This is a genomic window from Sphingosinicella sp. BN140058, assembly GCF_004135585.1.
In the GTDB taxonomy this organism is placed as follows: Bacteria; Pseudomonadota; Alphaproteobacteria; order Sphingomonadales; family Sphingomonadaceae; genus Allosphingosinicella.
Genome location: NZ_CP035501.1, coordinates 2,442,968 through 2,460,191 on the forward strand (window position 1 = coordinate 2,442,968; position 17,224 = coordinate 2,460,191).

16 protein-coding genes and 1 pseudogene are annotated in these 17,224 nt (G+C 64.5%); 11 read left to right on the forward strand and 6 right to left on the reverse strand.

The features are described 5' to 3' along the window. The first annotated feature begins 6 nt into the window (after positions 1-6). On the forward strand, positions 7-1,170 hold the full coding sequence (locus ETR14_RS11095; RefSeq protein ID WP_165356405.1) for a glycosyltransferase family 4 protein: 1,164 nt from the start codon (positions 7-9) through the stop codon (positions 1,168-1,170). Continuing rightward, positions 1,170-2,138: a lysylphosphatidylglycerol synthase domain-containing protein gene (locus ETR14_RS11100; protein ID WP_129384661.1), complete on the forward strand. Its 969-nt coding sequence runs from the start codon at positions 1,170-1,172 to the stop codon at positions 2,136-2,138. Before ETR14_RS11095 ends, ETR14_RS11100 begins: the two co-directional genes overlap by 1 nt. A 72-nt stretch (positions 2,139-2,210) precedes the next feature. Here the strand turns inward: ETR14_RS11100 and ETR14_RS11105 are convergent, their stop codons facing one another. Together ETR14_RS11105 and upp are read right to left on the reverse strand one after the other, a co-directional pair. Further along, entirely contained in the window at positions 2,211-3,947 is a 1,737-nt protein-coding gene (locus ETR14_RS11105; protein ID WP_129384662.1) for a hypothetical protein, read from the reverse strand. 52 nt (positions 3,948-3,999) lie between these two features. Next, on the reverse strand, positions 4,000-4,629 hold the full coding sequence (gene upp, locus ETR14_RS11110) for a uracil phosphoribosyltransferase (protein ID WP_129384663.1): 630 nt from the start codon (positions 4,627-4,629) through the stop codon (positions 4,000-4,002). 136 nt (positions 4,630-4,765) lie between these two features. On the opposite strand from upp, the gene ETR14_RS11115 reads away from it, so the two are divergent. After that, a complete protein-coding gene (locus tag ETR14_RS11115) occupies positions 4,766-5,317 on the forward strand; it encodes a sugar O-acetyltransferase (RefSeq protein WP_129384664.1) in 552 nt (183 codons plus the stop codon). Positions 5,318-5,353: 36 nt separating this feature from the next. Here the strand turns inward: ETR14_RS11115 and ETR14_RS11120 are convergent, their stop codons facing one another. Next, positions 5,354-6,151, reverse strand: a complete 798-nt coding sequence (locus tag ETR14_RS11120) for a class I SAM-dependent methyltransferase (protein WP_129384665.1) — start codon at positions 6,149-6,151, stop codon at positions 5,354-5,356. Between the two features lie 98 nt (positions 6,152-6,249). Here ETR14_RS11120 and ETR14_RS11125 point away from each other — a divergent pair, with 98 nt between their 5' ends. After that, positions 6,250-6,717 carry an Rrf2 family transcriptional regulator gene (locus ETR14_RS11125; protein ID WP_129384666.1) on the forward strand — a complete coding sequence of 156 codons (468 nt, stop codon included), beginning with the start codon at positions 6,250-6,252 and terminating at the stop codon, positions 6,715-6,717. Here the strand turns inward: ETR14_RS11125 and ETR14_RS11130 are convergent, their stop codons facing one another. Next, entirely contained in the window at positions 6,718-6,954 is a 237-nt protein-coding gene (locus ETR14_RS11130; RefSeq protein WP_129384667.1) for a hypothetical protein, read from the reverse strand. 359 nt (positions 6,955-7,313) lie between these two features. Then, positions 7,314-7,458 (reverse strand): annotated as a pseudogene (locus tag ETR14_RS29720) (DapH/DapD/GlmU-related protein); the annotation flags it as partial. Positions 7,459-8,022: 564 nt separating this feature from the next. Between ETR14_RS29720 and ETR14_RS11140 the strand changes: the two are divergent. The 7 genes from ETR14_RS11140 (at position 8,023) to kdsA (ending at position 16,338) form a co-directional block, all read left to right on the forward strand. Beyond that, a complete protein-coding gene (locus tag ETR14_RS11140; RefSeq protein ID WP_129384669.1) occupies positions 8,023-9,195 on the forward strand; it encodes a hypothetical protein in 1,173 nt (390 codons plus the stop codon). A 97-nt stretch (positions 9,196-9,292) separates the two neighbouring features. Next, the gene (locus tag ETR14_RS11145) at positions 9,293-10,300 is read left to right on the forward strand and encodes a hypothetical protein (RefSeq protein ID WP_129384670.1); all 1,008 of its coding nucleotides are present in this window, start codon (positions 9,293-9,295) and stop codon (positions 10,298-10,300) included. An 11-nt stretch (positions 10,301-10,311) separates the two neighbouring features. Beyond that, a complete protein-coding gene (locus ETR14_RS11150; RefSeq protein ID WP_129384671.1) occupies positions 10,312-11,832 on the forward strand; it encodes a hypothetical protein in 1,521 nt (506 codons plus the stop codon). A gap of 175 nt (positions 11,833-12,007) precedes the next feature. Continuing rightward, positions 12,008-13,183 (forward strand): hypothetical protein, encoded by a 1,176-nt coding sequence (locus tag ETR14_RS11155; RefSeq protein WP_129384672.1) that lies wholly within the window; start codon positions 12,008-12,010, stop codon positions 13,181-13,183. Continuing rightward, the gene (locus ETR14_RS11160; protein ID WP_129384673.1) at positions 13,180-14,178 is read left to right on the forward strand and encodes an SIS domain-containing protein; all 999 of its coding nucleotides are present in this window, start codon (positions 13,180-13,182) and stop codon (positions 14,176-14,178) included. The genes ETR14_RS11155 and ETR14_RS11160 overlap by 4 nt, the downstream gene beginning before the upstream one ends. Before the next feature lie 10 nt (positions 14,179-14,188). Then, positions 14,189-15,508 (forward strand): cytidylyltransferase domain-containing protein, encoded by a 1,320-nt coding sequence (locus ETR14_RS11165; protein WP_129384674.1) that lies wholly within the window; start codon positions 14,189-14,191, stop codon positions 15,506-15,508. An 11-nt stretch (positions 15,509-15,519) separates the two neighbouring features. Continuing rightward, on the forward strand, positions 15,520-16,338 hold the full coding sequence (gene kdsA, locus ETR14_RS11170) for a 3-deoxy-8-phosphooctulonate synthase (RefSeq protein WP_129384675.1): 819 nt from the start codon (positions 15,520-15,522) through the stop codon (positions 16,336-16,338). Here kdsA and ETR14_RS11175 read toward each other — a convergent pair. Continuing rightward, positions 16,335-17,147: an inositol monophosphatase gene (locus tag ETR14_RS11175; protein ID WP_129384676.1), complete on the reverse strand. Its 813-nt coding sequence runs from the start codon at positions 17,145-17,147 to the stop codon at positions 16,335-16,337. The genes kdsA and ETR14_RS11175 overlap by 4 nt on opposite strands. Positions 17,148-17,224: the final 77 nt, after the last annotated feature.

Consider the following 17,224-nt stretch of genomic DNA (forward strand, 5'->3'; position numbering starts at 1 on the left):
GTTCCCATGAGATTGCTGATGGTCACGCACTTTTTCGAGAGCCATCGCGGCGGCATCGAAATCGTCGCCGGCAAGCTGGCACGCGAACTCATGCGCCGCGGTCACTCGGTGACGTGGGCGGCCGCGGACGTCGATACGCCTCCCGGTCCCGAGGTCGCGGCCGCCGTGCCGCTGCGGACATTCAACCTCATCGAGCGCCTGAGCGGACTGCCGATGCCGATACCCAGCCCGGGTGCGCTACGTCGGTTGGCCCGCGCCGTCACGGAGTCCGAGGTCGTCATCGTTCATGACGCACTTTATGCGACGTCGATTGCGGCGCTGCTCATCGCCAAGCTGAAGGGCCGGCCGGTCGTGATCACCCAGCATATTGGAAGGATCCCGTTTTCCAGCCGTTTCCTCGCCACGTTGATGCAGATTGCGGACCGCGTTGCGACCCGGCCGATGCTTGCCGCGGCGGAGCAGGTCGTCTTCATCAGCGAGACCATCGCGGGACAATATCGGCAAGTCCGCTTCCGCCGGCCGCCGATACTCGCCTTCAACGGCGTCGACACGGACCGCTTCGCGCCGGCGCATGTCGATGAACGGGCGGCGGCGCGTGCCCGTTTCGGCTTCTCGCCAGATGAGCCAGTGCTCTTGTTCGTCGGCCGCTTCGTCGAGAAGAAGGGGCTGGCGGTGCTTCGCGAAATCGCCTTGGCGCGGCCCGACCTCGGTTTCGCGCTCGCCGGCTGGGGCCCGATCGATCCGTGCACGTGGGCGCTCCCCAACGTTCGCGTGTTCGGTGGTTTGGCCGGAGAGGATCTGGCAGCCTTGTACCGAGCCGCGGATGCCTTGATGCTGCCGAGCGTTGGGGAAGGCTTTCCCCTGGTCGTCCAGGAAGCTCTGGCATCCGATCTTCCAATTCTGTGCGGGTCCGAGACGGCCACGGCCCACGCTGCGGCGGCCTCCCTTCTCGCCAGCGAATCTGTCGATCTCGGCGATCCCGGCGGCACCGCCGCGCGCTTTGTCGCGAAGCTCGATCCCTTGCTTTCGGAGCCTCGTGACGGGCGGCGGAGCAGGTTCGCGCGCAATCATTATTCGTGGGACTCAACCGGCGGCACCTACGATCGGATCGTTCGCGCTCTGAGCCGCGTGACCGGCCTAGGACGGGAAAGCTCGATAGGCACCGCCTGATGCGCCTCCGTTCATGGCTTCTGTCGATCCTGGCAGCGTCGATCGCAACCGCGCTGATCGCGGCCATGGTGCGGTCGGCCGGCTTCACGGCGTCTGATTTCACATCGCTGCTGTTCCAGGTGCGTCCCCTGCCGCTGCTCCTGTTCGGGATTGCCACGAGCCTGCATATCCTTCTTGCCGCCGAGAAATGGCGTCTCGTCCAGGCCCGCCTGGAGTTGCGGCTGCCGGGGCGGCGGGAGGCTTTCGCATTCAGCGCCATCGGCACCGCACTCGGCCAATTGCTGCCGATCCCCGTGGCGAGTGCGGCCTCGCGCGCCCTTGGTAATCGACTTGTTGGCGAAGCCAGCGCCCGCAGCGGTGCAATTGCGTCCGTCTGGGAACAGTTGTTTGATCTCGGCGTGATGACCCTTTTGCTTCCGGCTTCGGTGTTTGCGTTGATCACCGGCTCGGCGTCCTTGTTCGCTGCGCTTGGTATCCCGGCCTTGATCCTCGGTGGCATCCTTGTCACGCTCGCCAGTCGCTGCTTGCAACTTGTACGGAGTGTTCCGCTGGCGTTCGTTCGACGGGCTGCCGACACGCTCGGCGAGTCAAATCTGCTCGATCGAACCCTATCCATGCGGTTGTATTTGCTGTCACTGTGCCGTTTCGTGACGCTTTGGGCGATGTGCCTTGCACTCAACTGGATGCTCGAATGGCCCGCGCCGTCGCTCGCATTCGCGATCGGCCTTCCTGTAGTCGTTTTGGGGTCGGTGCTGACGATGCTGCCCGGCGGTCTCGGCGCCAGCGAGTGGAGCTACGTCACGACGATGACCACTTTTGGTACCCCGCTGCCACAGGCCGTTTCCTGGGCGTTCGCCAACCGACTCTGGAACACGCAAGTTTCGCTGCTGATCGGTGCCGTGGCCATGGTGCTGATTCTTCGCCGGCCGCATCTGCCTCGTTCCGCGCGAGTCTCCTGCTCGCATTAGACGCGGTTGCGTCGCTGACGCAGCTGATAGCGAGTCGAGAGCCGGCTCCATCGAGGAATGGGCGGCTTTGCTTCAGTCTATGCGCATTTCGAGCGAGCAGGGCCTGTCAGCGACAGCCTGACGAAGCGCTTCGAAGTGAACCGCCGGAGGCGCCAACGTGATTCCGGCGCGATCTACCTCCTCGCGACCGACGAAGGCAATTCGGCCGCGGCTGCATAAGGTGATCACATCAAGACGGTCGAGGCCGCGACTGGCGAACCGAAGCGGGCGATTGGAAAGATCCGGTCGATTGCGGACGACGTCCACGACGAAGGTGCTGGCCGAATCGTCGAGGATCGCGAATTCAGCATCAATGCGCTGCACCGTGGCATCGAGCCTCCGGTACGGTTGTTCGAAGGCACGTGCGTGCCAGAGTTGCAATGGGATGGCGAGAAGCACAGTGATCGCCGTGGTAGCCGCCAGGAAGAAGCGTGCGCGGATGCGGTCGCCGGCCAATTCGCGCCAGCCGTAGCCGCCGAGGATGGCGAAGCTCCCGAGGAGCCCGTGGAGATAGCGATACCCCCATCCGAGACCCTGATAGGGAAGGATGACCAGCATCGTCGCAAGGGTCAGCCCGATCCCGGCGATCAGCGCTGCGGCGACCCCGTCGCCCCGTCGCACTGCCCGCCATGCCAGCAGTACCAGCGGCAGCAGGGCGAGGTTTTGCCAGGCCGCAAATCTGAGCAGGTTAAGCAGCATGACCGAAAGCCCGCTCCAGTCCCACTGGTGCAGGAGCGGCAACACGCGCGCTTCGACGAAGCCGACGAGCCCTGCGCCGCCGGGTGCTGCGGGTAAAGCGAAGGCGTAGGATACGAGCTTCGGATACGAAATCCAGAACAGGCCGAAGGCTGCATAGGCGCAGATGAAGAGGGCCGCCGTGCGCCGCTCGTTGCGCGCCCACAACAGGATCATGAACGGAAACGCGAACAAGGGGTGGAATACCACCTGGTGCAGGCCGGTCCCGACGAAGCCGAGGAGCAGCGCGCCGGCATAGCCGGGCACGTCGCCGCGGAGGAACAGCGCCAGCCACATGAGATTGAGCGCCAGATGCGCGGTCATCGCATAGGGCGTCATCGCTGTTACCAGCATCTGCACCGAGGTGAGATAGAGCAACACGCTGACGGCGCGGGTGCCGCGATCGTCGACACCGAACAGCCGCCCGGTGACCCCCCACAAGGCACAGGCGCCTGCTCCGGCCAGGACGGGGTTGAGCAATGCCGGATCCAGAACCATCCCCCAGAAGGCGCGCAATGCGGCGTGCCCGGGTAGATAGGAAGAGATCCAGACCGAACTGTCCGAAATGGGCAGGAGGAAATCCGGAGTCAGCGCATCAGTGAAGGGGCGCCAGAGTTGCGATACCGGCTGCGCAAGGCGTCCGTTTTGATAGACGAGCCCATCGAACAGCACCATGTGCTCATCCCGGCTGAGCGCATAGTTTCCGAAGATCAGGTAGGTCCCCGCCCAGAGGCACAGAGCGAGCAGAAGAGCCAGCACTGCCACGCTCCACCGACCCAGGCGAACAGCGGGAAAAGCAGCAATGCGCGCAGACAGCAGGGCCAGGCTGGCCAGTACCAGGGCATAGACCAGGATAACGGGCTTATCCTGGCTCTGGTACAGGAATGCGGCGAGCCCGCCCGGGCTGGCCACCGTGATCAGGAGCGACGCAGTGAGCAGGGCGGCGGCGATCGAAAGGCAGGCGCGGCGCAGTGCCTTGTCGCCAGCTTCCGTGTCTCCCTCGATGTCCGAACCTGTCACCTTGGCCTGCTCCAATTCGGTGTCTCCGACCCGCCAATGGCACAAAATGGTTAATCGAAGCGGAGCCTCACCGTGTCCCGAACGTCCTGTCGCCTGCATCGCCAAGTCCGGGAACGATGTAGCCATGGTCGTTGAGCTGCTCGTCCATGGCCGCAGTCCAGATCGGGACGTCGGGGTGGGCGGCGTGAAGCGCTTCGGCACCCGGGCGCGCCGCCAGCAGGCAGACGAAGCGCAGATCGGCCACGCCGGCCGCCTTCAGGCGGTCGATCGCCGCGATCGCGCTATGACCGGTCGCCAGCATCGGATCGACGACGATGACCAGCCGATCGGCAATGTCCTCGGGTGCCTTGAAATAATATTCGACGGCGTCGAGCGACACCGGATCGCGGTAGAGGCCGACATGAGCGACGCGGGCGGACGGGACCAGATCGAGCATGCCCTCGGCCATGGCAAGCCCCGCGCGCAGAATCGGGGCGAAGACCAGCTTCTTGCCGGCAAGCTCCAACGCCTCGGTCTCGGCCACCGGAGTCTCGATGCGGACGCTCGTGGTTGGCAGATCCCTGGTGACTTCGTAGCAGAGCAGGGTCGCCGTCTCGCGCATCACGGTGCGGAACAGCTGGATCGAACTGGTGCGGTCGCGCAGGATTCGCAATTTGTGCTGCACCAGCGGGTGCCGAACGATCGTCAGTCCATCCATGTCGCAATCCGCCGCAGGCCAGGGAAAAGTTCCAGGCGCGCAGCCTTAATGAGGCGGAGGTCCGGCGGCCAGTCCGGCGCCCCCTCTTGCCGTGCCGAACGGCGGGTGCGATCGGCGGCACCCAGGAAGGACGAAGATGACCGAATATTCCGAGAAGCAGAAGATGCTGGCCGGTGAACCCTACCATGCCGGCGACGCGGAGCTCGTCGCCGATCAGGCCCGCGCCGCCGCCTGGATGGCGCGGTTCAACCCGTCGCGGATCTTGCCGCGCGCGGAACGCGCGGCACTGCTTGCGGAGGGTTTGGGCTCGGTGGGCGAGGGGGCCGTGATCCGCCCGCCCTTTCATTGCGACTATGGCTACAACATCCACCTCGGCCGCAACGTCTTCCTCAACTACAATTGCGTGATCCTGGACGTCGTCGCGGTGACGATCGGCGACGGCACCCAGATCGGACCCGGAGTCCAGATCCTGACCGCTGACCATCCCCGCGATCCGGCCGAGCGCGCCACCGGCGCCGAATGGGGCAGGCCGATCGCGATCGGCCGCAACGTCTGGATCGGCGGCGGCGCTATCATCCTCCCCGGCGTGATGATCGGGGACGATGCCGTGATCGGCGCCGGCAGCGTCGTCACCCGCGACGTCGCTGCCGGCGCGACGGTGGTCGGCAACCCGGCCCGACCACGCTGAGGCGCAGAAGGCCCCAGACGCGTCGGGTGCGGTTGCTCACCGGCGTGCGATCGCGATCAGGGCGGTGGACGGGATCGGAAGAACGTCTCCAACCGCCGAGACTGCTGCCCGACGCCTGATTTCCGCGACCGCCTCCAGCTTTTGATCGGCGGTGAGCATGGTCCAGTGCGGCATCAGACCCAATATCCGGTCCGGGTCGTCGAACGTGCTGAGGCGGAGCTCGAAATCGTGGGTGACCTCGATGATGTCGGGCGTTTCGAAACCCGCCGCCTCCATCGCGCGCGCGAGGCGCGCGGGGTCGCGCAATGCTCCCATGCCCTCCGGCATCGCCGGAAGTTCTAGTTCGGGGAAGCGTTCGCAGAGAATCTCGGTGAGCAACAGATTGGTGGCGGCGCCCGCCGGGTGCTTCCAGGTGCCGAGCACGCCCGTACCACCCGGGCGCGTGACCCGCGCCATTTCCAGCAAGCCCTTGCGCCAGTCGGGAAAGAGCATGATCCCGAACATCGACATGGTGACGTCGAATGCGGCATCGGGAAGCGCGAGGGCCTGGCCGTCCATCACGCGCGTCTCGATCGTACCGCCCGCCTTGGCGGCGAGGCGGGCGATCAGCCCGGGCGCGAAATCCGTCGCGAGCACCTGGGCACCGCGCGCGGCAGCCGCGAATGCCGCAGCGCCGACGCCCGTGGCGATATCCAGCACCCGCGTGTCGGGGCCGATCGGAAGGCGGGCAACCGCGGCTTCGGCAAACCGCCGGGTGAACGGATCCGCCTGTTCCTCGTAATTGGCGATCATCCGGTCCCACCGGTCGGGGTCGTTCATCTCGTCATGGCGCATTGGGATTTCCTTTCCGATGCGCCGATATCATGTAACTTATGGTGTGTCGAATCTGCTGACGCTTGTGCAGGATCGATGTTGAGCAGAATGCTGCGCGAATGAGACCCGACAGTCGATTGTCCCGGATGCTGCACGTGCTGTTGCACATGGCCCGCACGACGGCGCCGCTGACCTCCGAGATGATCGGCACGATGCTGCGGACCAACCCGGTCGTCGTGCGCCGGACGATGGCCGGCCTCCGGCAGGCCGGCTATGTCCGTTCCGAGCGCGGCCATGGCGGCGGCTGGTCGCTGGCCTGCGACCCGGAGGCGGTCACGCTGCTCGATGTCCATCGCGCGGTCGGCGGCCCGACCCTGTTCGCGATCGGCAACGAGAGCGACAATCCGCAATGCCTGGTCGAACAAAGCGTCAACGCGGCCCTTGCCGAAAGCCTGCGCGCTGCGGAAGCGCTGTTGCTGAACCGCCTTCAGGCGGTCACGCTCGCGGCGCTGGCCGAAGACTTCGATGCACGATGGGCTGCCTGCGTCGCCCCAGCGGAGGCGGCACCCGACCAGGTCGAGCCCTGATCAGCGCTCCGAGACGGTCGGCCGCACCGGAAGGATGAAGATCGGCTGTTCCGCCTCGTCCTCGACATCGAGCCGCGCGCTGATCGGATAGGTCAGGCACGTGCTCTCGTCGCTGCGCAGATCCTCCACCACCTGCAAGGCAAAGCTGCGCGCTTCTTCGGCGTCACGGCACTCGGTGCCGATCTCGTCCTTCAGCGACAACCCTCCGCCGCGGAGATGGAAGAAGAAACGGGACACGCGTCACCTCGCCATTGCGCTTGGGTACGGCGGGTCACAACGTACTGATCTAGATCAGAGTTCCGAGCAGGGCAAAGGTCAACGGCTGGCCGGATCATCAAGCCACTGTTCGAGCGTAATCGGGACGAAGCCTGCGGCATCATGGCGGAGCAGGCCCACGCCGCCTGCTGCATCGATCTGCACGAGCGGCGTTTGATAGACCTTGGCATTGCCCGTCGCGATGTTCTGATCGATGCGATCGATCGCCTGGTGGATGTCCGACATGTCAACGCCGGCGAGAGCGCTCAAGCCGTAGCTCCACCAGCTCAGCCGAAGTAGGGCATCGATGACCGCTGGCTCGAAACGATAGCGCAGGATCCGGGCCGGGGTCCCGCCGACGATTGCGTAAGGCGGTACGTCCTTCGTGACCACCGCGCGTGACGCGATCACCGCGCCGTCCCCGATCGTGATGCCACGACGGATCAACGCGCCCTCGCCGATCCAGACGTCGCTGCCGATGCGGATCTTGCCGAATTCCGTATCCCGGCGGCTCCACCATTTATGCGAGGAGTGCGAGAGGATGTCGCGGTTGTCGGTGCGAAATCGCTCCGCCTGCTTCCAATCGAATGCGCCCTGGAACATTGGACTCGGCGACAGGAAATCGGTCGGATGCTCCTCCACGCCCGCCATGATATTGTACGCGATCGAGCAGAAGCGGCCGATCATCCAAACATGGCGCAGCTCCGTCTGCCGCCCTCCCATGAACGTGAAAGCGCCGATGAAATCGATATCATACGTGCCCGGGCGGATTAGCACCGGCGGCTCGATCAAGGCTTCGCGCGGATCGGGATAGCCGATCCTTACGCCGGGTTCGATCTGCACCGACAACGCGCTCAGAATATCCTTGGTGTCGGTCATGTTCGCTCCTGTCGGGCCTTGCTACGGGAATTTCGCGCCGGCCTTTGTCATTCTAGGCCGATGCGGAAGCGGCGTTCGTTTCCGAATCACGAAAAGCTCGGATACTCAACCATTGGGGCGCACCGGAGCGGGGCCGCTCTATAAGAGGAGAGGGCCACCGCCGGGAGAACCATGTTGCGAATCCTATTCTATCTTCCCGCTGTTACGCTCAGTTGGTTCGACGATGCGATCGCACCTCTGATCCGTGTCTCTGCGGCGCAGGCCGAAGTCCACGTCATCGTCCCGGTTCTTTGGCGCGGAACCGGCGTCACCGAGGCCCAACTGGCGCCTCTCGCCGATCTGCCCAACGTAAACTGGCACATCTTAAGCGGCGACGATCATCCGACCTACCGGATTTCACCCGGCTCCGTGGACGAGCTTGTCGCATTCGTTCGCCAGATCGACCCGGATTATGTGTTCTGCCGTTCCGCTGACGTTGTCACGCCTCAGCGCTTTTCGGGCAAGGTGACCTTTCTGATGGAAGGTGAGTTCGCGCCCACCTTGTTCGGACCGGTGCCGAAAGGTGGACGGATCGTCGTCAGCGGTCCCGATTATTTCGCCTTCGGCTCCGTTCCTCCTTTAACCGATGATCAAAGATCGTGGCTTCGGGATGGCGCCGACACGGCATGGTCGGCTTTCACCAGCGGTTTCGACGCCGAAGCGGAGCACGGGCGTCTCGCCGCGCAAGGTCTCCCGCCGGGCCGCCCGTTCGTGGTTTTCCCGCTTCAATATCAAGGAGAGAACAATTTCTTCGGACGGGTCCATGGCAATTCGCTTCCGGCCGACGAACAGGTCGCTCACCTTGCCGCGGTGCTCGGCGACGATTATCCTCTCGCGATTACCGTTCATCCGATGGATGTCCGACAGGGCACGGAAGCCGCAATCGCGCGTATCCGGGCTATGGATCCCCGCCGGGTTCGGATCGTCGACTCGTCCGGCGAACGTCATCGCGGTGAGACGACCGAATTGTTGATCCGCCATTGTGCCGGCCTCGTTGTCGAAGAATCGAAATCGATTTCGATCGGGGCGCTGCACGGCAAGCCCATCCTTCGCATAGCGCGCTTTGAAACCGCTGAGTGGGTGAACGCCTACCGAGAGGCGGCGAAGTTCGGCGACGCTTTGCGATCCGGAGACGCCGCCGCTGCGGACCCAGCGGAGGCGAGGCTCTGGTACGCCTATCATTATGCCAACAACGCCTTCACCCCGGCCGAGACCGGACTGGACGGTCTGCTCGCCCGGGTCGATCGCCCGCATGATCCGAGTCGCTGGCCCGGTCACCTCGGCATCCCGGCCATGCCGCGGTAACAAGTGCTCCTCGGCAGGATGTAAAAATCGCGCCTTCCGCTCCCTCTCGGCAAAGCCGTTCTAGAATGGAATGGTTAATCGTGCAGAGGAGTCGCTCATGTCGCAATTCGGCCGTGCCCGCTTCATCGGGCTCAGCGACACGCCAGAAGCCGGTATCAAGTCCTACCGCACCCAGGTCGCGGAAGGAACTCGACGCGACGGCCCGCTCACGCGCATGCGCTACCTGGCCGATGCCAACGTCGCCTACAATTACATCTGGTGGCTCCGCACGCGGTCCAACGATCCGGCCTATGTCCGTCGCCTCGGCAGGTGGGAACGCAAGCTGCGCCAGCCGCTCGCCTCCCTTGGGCCACTCAGTGAGCGCGCAGAGCAGTTCCTCGCCTCCGACTTCCACTTCGAAACACAGATGCTGAAGCCGGACCTGGTTCAGGGCTTCGCCGCCGATCTGTTCAATCACGGCGTATACCACGATCCCTATGTCGATACGTTCCGCCACGTCGGCAGTCCCGATGACAGCCGTCATCCATTTCTGTACATGGGCTCGCAAGCCTTGTTCGAGAATGCCAACTTCCTCGAAATCTGTTCGTCGCGACGGTTGATCCATTTCTGCCGCGAAGTCCTCGGCCCGCGTGCGGCCTTGAGCTGGGCATGGTCCTGGATCAGCCAGCCTACCACGGATGCCTATCAGAACCAGAATTGGCACCGCGACTGCGCCGAACCACTGAACTTCATCCGCGTATTCGTCCCTCTGCAGCCGATCGAGACGCCGGATGATGGCCCGACCGAGCTCATACCGGGCACCTCGGGGCTGCGCGAATTCTACGACGTCCGCCGCTTCTCCGATCCGGAACTTGAGCAGGTCAAGATCGAGCGGGGGGCCGGGAAGGTCTACGCCGAACCCGGTGACGTCTATTTCGTCAATACATTCGCGCTTCACCGGGGCACGCCGCCGCAACGGCGGAGGGCGATCCTCACTCTGCTGGTCTCGCTTTCACCCTCACACCGGACTCCTTCGATCCACAGATTCGCACTTGCCGACGTCCCGGAGCGCTTGCGCCCGGCGATCGATGAAAATCGTGCCTTCTTTCGTCACCTGATCCGTTGAGGCCGAGCAAGATGGTCAAGCTGGTAATCTGGGATCTCGACGACACCTTGTGGTCGGGAACACTGGCCGACGGCGATGAGATCGCCGTTGACGCGTATCGTGCCGGCCTGGTCCGCGCTCTAAACGCACACGGCGTGCTGTCCTCGATCTGCTCGAAGAACGATTACGGCAAGGCCAAGGCCAAACTCGTCGAACACGGCCTGTGGGACGAGTTCGTCTTTCCCCATATCGCGTTCACGCCGAAAGCGGCGGCCGTCGCAGCGATCATCGGTGATATGCAGCTGCGCGCCTGCGACGTGCTGTTCGTGGACGACAATCCGATCAACTTGAACGAGGTGCGCTTCGAACTACCCGAAGTCGAAGTCGTTGACATTCGTGAGCCCGCTGCCGACAGCCGTTTGGCCGGGATCCTGCAGGCGCAGCCGGCGTCCCGCAACCGAATTGCCGAATACCGGATCCTGGAGCGCAAGAAGCAGGATCGTGCGCTGACGACAGGGGGGACCGAGCACTTCCTGCATTCGTGTGAGATCAAGGCGTGTGCGCCATTCCTGATGGACAATCTCGATTTCGCCGGCCGAATTGCCGAGCTGATCAACCGCTCGAACCAGCTCAACTATACTCGTTCCCGGGTGGACCCGGCCGAGCTCGAAGCCTGTATCATCGATGTCGTCGGCTATGACAGCTGGTCGATCTTCGCCTGGGACCGCTACGGCGATTACGGGCTGGTCGGCTTCGTCATGGTCGATCGCCGAACCCAGGAATTCGGTCACTTCGTATTCTCCTGCCGCGCGATGCACATGGGGCTAGAAGCCTATGCGCTGAACAAGGTGCGCGAGAAATGGCCCGAAATCGACATCTCCCGCTGGGAGGGACGGTTCAGCGCCACCGATCCGGTCTGGATCGAGGATTGCTCATTCCATGATTCGGAGGTCCGGACCCGACTTGTCGCCGCTCAGGTCGACGGTCTCGCCCAAAGCCCGGTTCTGCGCGTCATGTTCGACTGCCAGTCTGGCGGGATCGCCCACTTCAGCCGCCATCGCCGCCGCATAGAGTTCGACAACAACCCCCGATTGTTCGCACTCCGTTCGGTGCACGACCAGAGCCATCTGGAGCAGAGCTTTCCGCCAGTCGTCGTCTACGGCGCAGGCATCGACTATTCCGATCCGCGCTGGCCGGGTTTGGCGCAGTGGATCGACCATGGCCTCTATCGCGACTGCGTGCGGCGGCTGTGCGGCTTCTTCGTCGAGCAGGGCATTCGCGCTCTGATCGTGCTGCCGCCCGACAATGCTCCGGAGGCAATGTACCGGCCGCAAATGAATCACACGCGCGAGCGGACGCAGCGCTTCAACGGCGAATGGCGGTCAGCGGCGGCGGAGTGGAACGGGATCGACATCGTCGATCTTTCGCAGGCCGACTGCACGGAGATGGCCGACGTCAGCCACTATCGCCCAGGCCTGCTGCGCGAGCTTGCCGAGACGATCGACGACTGGCTGGACTCCGTCGAGGCGCCCGCCCTGGGCGAAGCCGCGTGACCCTTGTCGGCCACTAGGCAATTTTTTCCGGCTGCGCGGTCCGGGCGGATGGTTGCCGTCCTATAAAATAGAGGAAGGTCGGGGCTCTCTCCGGCCGACCCCGCGAAGGACTGAACGTGCTTTCCACCGGTTCGACCCACCGCCCCGTCTCCGCTATTTCCCCGGGAAGGCCGGCATGAAGGTCCTCTTTTACCTCCCGGTTGTGACGTCATGGTGGTTCGACAACATCGTCGAACCGCTGATCCGGCGCCTCTCCGACACGGCAGAGGTGACGGTGCTTGCACCGAAGCCCTGGCGCGGAACCGGGCTCGGCGAGCGGGAGCTCGCGCGCTGCGTCGACTTGCCCAACGTGCGCTGGTGCATCATGGACGGGCCCGATCACCCGAGCACACGCACCAGGCCTAGGGCTGCGACCGAGATGATCGCGTTCGTGCAGGATCTTGCGCCAGACTTTGTTTTTTGTCGGAGCGCCGACTGCGAGACCGTCAAGGCATTCCCGGGCACGATCCGCTTTCTGATGGAAGGCGGTGTTTCACCATTCAAGCTGCCCGACCATTGGATCATGTTGCAGGAGCAGCCTCTCGATCAGGGCTTGCTGCCGCCGCTCGAGCAAAGCGCGCGCGACTGCCTTATGAGGGCGATCGAACCAGCTTGGTCCAAGCTTCGGCAGCGCCACTGTCATGCCCCGGCCGGTCGCGAGGTCATCCTCGCTGCCGCAGGGCTTCCGAGCGATCGTCCGATCCTCTTGCTCCCGCTCGAATATGATCACGAAGAGAATTTCTTCGCGATGCACCGTGCCTGCCCGCGTCCCAACCACCGCCTGGTGAAGGACATGGCGGACCGCCTTCGCGGCAGGTTCACACTCGCCCTGACCAACCATCCGCTGAACCAGCTCTACGTCGATAATAGCGCCCTTGAAGCGGCCGTCGCCAAAGCCGGCGGAACCACCGTCCTGCTCCCTCCCACGATCGACGGTATGTCGTCGACCTTGGCACTTGCGCCGCATGTCGACGGCCTGATTGTTCACGATTCGAAAGCGTTCGCACTCGCGCCGCTGTGCGGGACGCCGCTGCTACGACGCTCCCATTTTGCCGGCGGAGACTGGCTTTCGGCTTATGCCGACTTGGAGAGCTTCTTGAAGGCAATCGAATCGGGATCCGCCAACGTCGCTGAGGAATCCAGCGCGCGGCTTTGGACCGCCTTCCACCTCGCCAACAATGCGTTCGATCCGAAAGATCCAACGCTCACCGCCGCGGAAATCCTCGACCGCGCTGCCTCTTCCCTTCAACCGCGCCGCTGGGATGCGAGCCTCAACCGGGTTCGCGCGGTCCTTCCGGAGCTGTTTAAATGAGCGCCCTTGCTCTAGCACCCCGTCCCGCCGCTCCGACGCCGCCCGCGCACCGCTGGTTCCGCGACGTCATTGCGGCAGAGCGCTCCGCGCTGGATGCGTTTCTCGCTGAGCTCCCGGAAGCGGGGATCGCCGAAATCGTCGACCTGCTCGCCGCCCAAGAGCGTCCGATCGTATGCCTGGGCATGGGCAAGTCCGGGCTGATCGCCGCCAAGCTCGCAGCGACCTTGTCGAGCCTCGGCACGCCTGCTTTCGTTCTCAACGCCGGCGAGGCCGCGCATGGTGATCTGGGCGCCGTGCAGACTGGCAACGTGGTCATCCTGTTCTCCAACAGTGGCGCCACCGAGGAAATCGTGCGCATCTTGCCGTTGCTCAAGAGCCGCGACTGCAAGCTGGTCGGAATCATCGGACGGGGAGACTCGCCGCTTGCGCGAGCGGTGGACCACCTCATCGCTGCACATGTCGAAGCCGAGGCCGATCACATCGGCATGGCGCCGACTTCCAGCACCACGCTTTCCATGGCGATTGGGGATGCGCTCGCCGTCGCCGTCAGCCGGGCGCGGAACTTCACCCGTGAAGACTTCCTGCGCCACCACCCGGCAGGCCTGCTCGGCCGCCAGATGATTCCGGTGCGGACGTTGATGCGTCAAGGCGAGGATCTGCCCGTCGTTCTCCCGTCAGCGTCGGTCGCTGAGCTGCTTGCTGTGATGTCCGGGCATCGCATGGGCGCCGCCTGCGTCATCGACCATGACGCAAAGCTGATCGGGCTCGTCACCGACGGCGACATCCGCCGACACCTGCAGGCGCGCAAGGATCTATACACCATCGTCGCTCACGAGGTGATGCAGCCCAAGCCGCGTGTCGTCGGTGCGGACGCGACGCTCGGTGACGTCCTGCTCGGCCTCGGACAGACCCCAGGCATTCTCGTTCTCCCGGTCGTCGACCCCGACGGACGCCTGCAGGGCATGCTCCACGCCAACGACCTTCTCCAGCGCTGATCGGACCTTCATGAACATCGTCGCCTTCGTCCCGGCCAAGGGCCATAGCGAGCGCGTCGCTTCCAAGAACCTTCGGGTGCTTGACGGCGAGCATCTCTTCAAGCGTAAGCTTCGCCAGGCCCTTGCCTGCTCTGCAATCGTCGAAGTCTGCCTCGACACGGACAGTGCGGAGCTGGCCGCCCTGGCCGACGATCTTGCGGTGAGCCATCTTGCCCGTCCCCCGGAACTCGCCACCAACGGCACCGACGGCCACGAGCTGTTCGCCTGGGAGTGTGCCCAGCGTCCGGATGCCGACCTGTGGATCCAGATTCTCTGCACCGCGCCGTTCGTCTCCGCCGACACGATCGGCCGCGCGATCGACGCGTTGCTCGCCGATCCGGAAGCGGACAGCCTCGTCGCGGTCACCCGCGGCAAGCAATATTGCTGGGACGGGCAGACGCCGGCCTACGGCACCGGCCGGATCCCGAACAGCGTCGATCTGCCGCCGACGGTGATCGAGGCGATGAGCCTATACATCGTCCGCCGTGGTCCAGACGGCGTGGTGCCGACCCGCCGCTTCGGCACACGACCGATTTTGTTCGATCTCGATCCGATCGAGCTGATCGACATCAACCACGATTCCGACCTTGTTATTGCCGAGACCATCGCCGCCGGCCAGCGCGCCAAGGAAGTCACCCGGTTCCGCGCAATGCTGCCGCACCTCTCATCCACCGTCCTCGCGGACATCTGCAAGGAGCGCGGTCTCAAGGTTCTGCTTCCGCCCGAAATGCGCCCGACCAGCGGCGGCAAGATCCTGGGCCGCGCCCGCACCCTCGAGCTCACGCGGCTGGAGGATCCGAGCGATCGCAGCCCCGGCGGCAAGTGGAAAGGCATTTACGACGCCCTTCAATCTTATCAGTTTGTCCGCCCAGGCGACGTCGTGATGGTGGCGACCGACGTGCCTGAGCGCGCCTATTTCGGCGACCTCAATGCCAATCTGGCGATCCGCTCAGGCGCCGTCGGTGCGATCGTTGACGGCACCACGCGCGATACCGCCGATGTCCGCGCGCTCGGCTTTCCCGTCTATGCCCGCCGCAGCCATTGCGACGACATCAAGTTCGAAGGCACGGTCAAATCGATGAACAAGCCGGTCCGCATGGGCGATGTCGAGGTTGCCAATGGTGATGTCGTCTTTGCCGATGAAGATGGCGTGATCGTCGTCCGCGCCGCCGACTGGGACGCGATCGAGGCGGCTGCCTGGGACGTGATGATGAACGAGGCCCGGATCCGCATGTTTGCGGCGCGCGGCCGCGACGTGAACGAAATTCTCGCCGAATGCGGCGCCTTCTAAGGAATCCTGTGATGAAGACCGTCAAAGTCGGCGCGTTCGAGATCGCCAACGACAAGCCGTTCGTGCTGATTGCCGGCCCCTGCGCGATGGAAAGCCGCGAGCACGCGCTCGAAATGGCCGAGGCCCTGACCAGCCTGTGCGGCAGGCTCGGTCTCGGCCTCATCTACAAATCCTCGTTCGACAAGGGTAATCGCACCTCCATCGGATCCGCCCGCGGCATCGGGCTCGACGCCGCGCTGTCGGTCTTTGCGGAGATTCGCGAGACATTCGGCTGCCCGGTGCTGACCGACGTCCACGACGCGTCCCAATGCGCACCCGTTGCGGAAGCTGTCGACGTCCTCCAGATCCCCGCCTTTCTCTGCCGACAGACGGATCTGCTGGTCGCCGCCGCGCAGACCGGCAAGGTCATCAACGTCAAGAAGGGGCAGTTCCTCGCGCCCTGGGACATGAAGAACGTCGCTGCCAAGCTCGTAGCGGCCGGCAACGACAACATTATCCTGTGCGAGCGCGGCGCAAGCTTCGGCTACAACACCCTGGTCAGTGACATGCGCTCCCTGCCGATCATGGCGCAGACGGGCTTCCCGGTGATGTTCGATGCGACCCATTCGGTCCAGCAGCCCGGCGGACAGGGCGGAAGTTCGGGCGGACAGCGCGAGTTCGTGCCGGCGTTGGCCCGTGCTGCGGTGGCGGTCGGCGTTGCCGCCGTCTTCATCGAGACTCACGAGCAGCCCGATCGCGCGCCCAGCGACGGCCCGAACATGGTCCCGCTCGCCGAAATGCCGGACCTGCTGGCACGGCTGCAGGCGTTCGATCGCCTCGCGAAGGCCTAAGCGCGGCGTCCGAGCAGCAAGGTTTGCACCTCGTCGGCAATCTCCGGATTGTGGGCGAGGAGCATGCCGGTACCGCCCACAGCCGGGCGATAGGGGCTTCCGTCCGGCCGCCGCGCGACGCCGCCGGCTTCGTTCAGGAACAGCACGCCGGGCGCGTGATCCCAGACGATCGTCCGCCAGTAGAGCGCAAAGTCGATCTCGCCGGTGGCAACGCGCGGATATTCGTGCCCCGCACAGCGCCGGCTCGGCGCGACTTGCGACACCGTCGAGCGCACCGCGGCCGCCGGTGCGATCATGTCCTCCGGCAGCATGAAGCTGCTGATGATCCCGCGCCTGTCTTCAACACGCCCCTGCCGCGCCGATACGTGCAGGCGATGGCCGTCCAGAAAAGCACCGCCGCCGTACTCGGCGGCTGCCATTCTCTCCGTGAGCGGCTCGTAGATGCAGCCGGCGACGATCTCGCCGTCACGAAGCAACGCCACCATCATCGCGAAGGGGCCATCACCCGAGGCGAAGTTGGCCGTCCCGTCGAGCGGGTCGACGATCCAGACGTCCCCTTCGTCGATCCTTTCCAGAAGAGAAGGGTCGCGCGCGCAAGCCTCCTCACCGACGAAGCGTGCACCCGGTACCAGACCGTCCAGGCCGCGTGCGATCGCCGCCTCCGCGTCCCGATCGGCGATCGTGACCAGTTCGCCGGGCGACTTCTCCTCCACCTGATGCGAGGCCAGGGCGCGATAGCGCGGTAGAACCGCCTCAGCGGCGGCCCTGCGGAGAATATCGCCGATGCGGTCGATAAGGGACAATGTCATGCCGATGCCCTATTGCACGACGTCGTCCCGCGCCAGATCATGACCTCGCCGGGGTCGAAGCAAAGTGCAAAGGGATC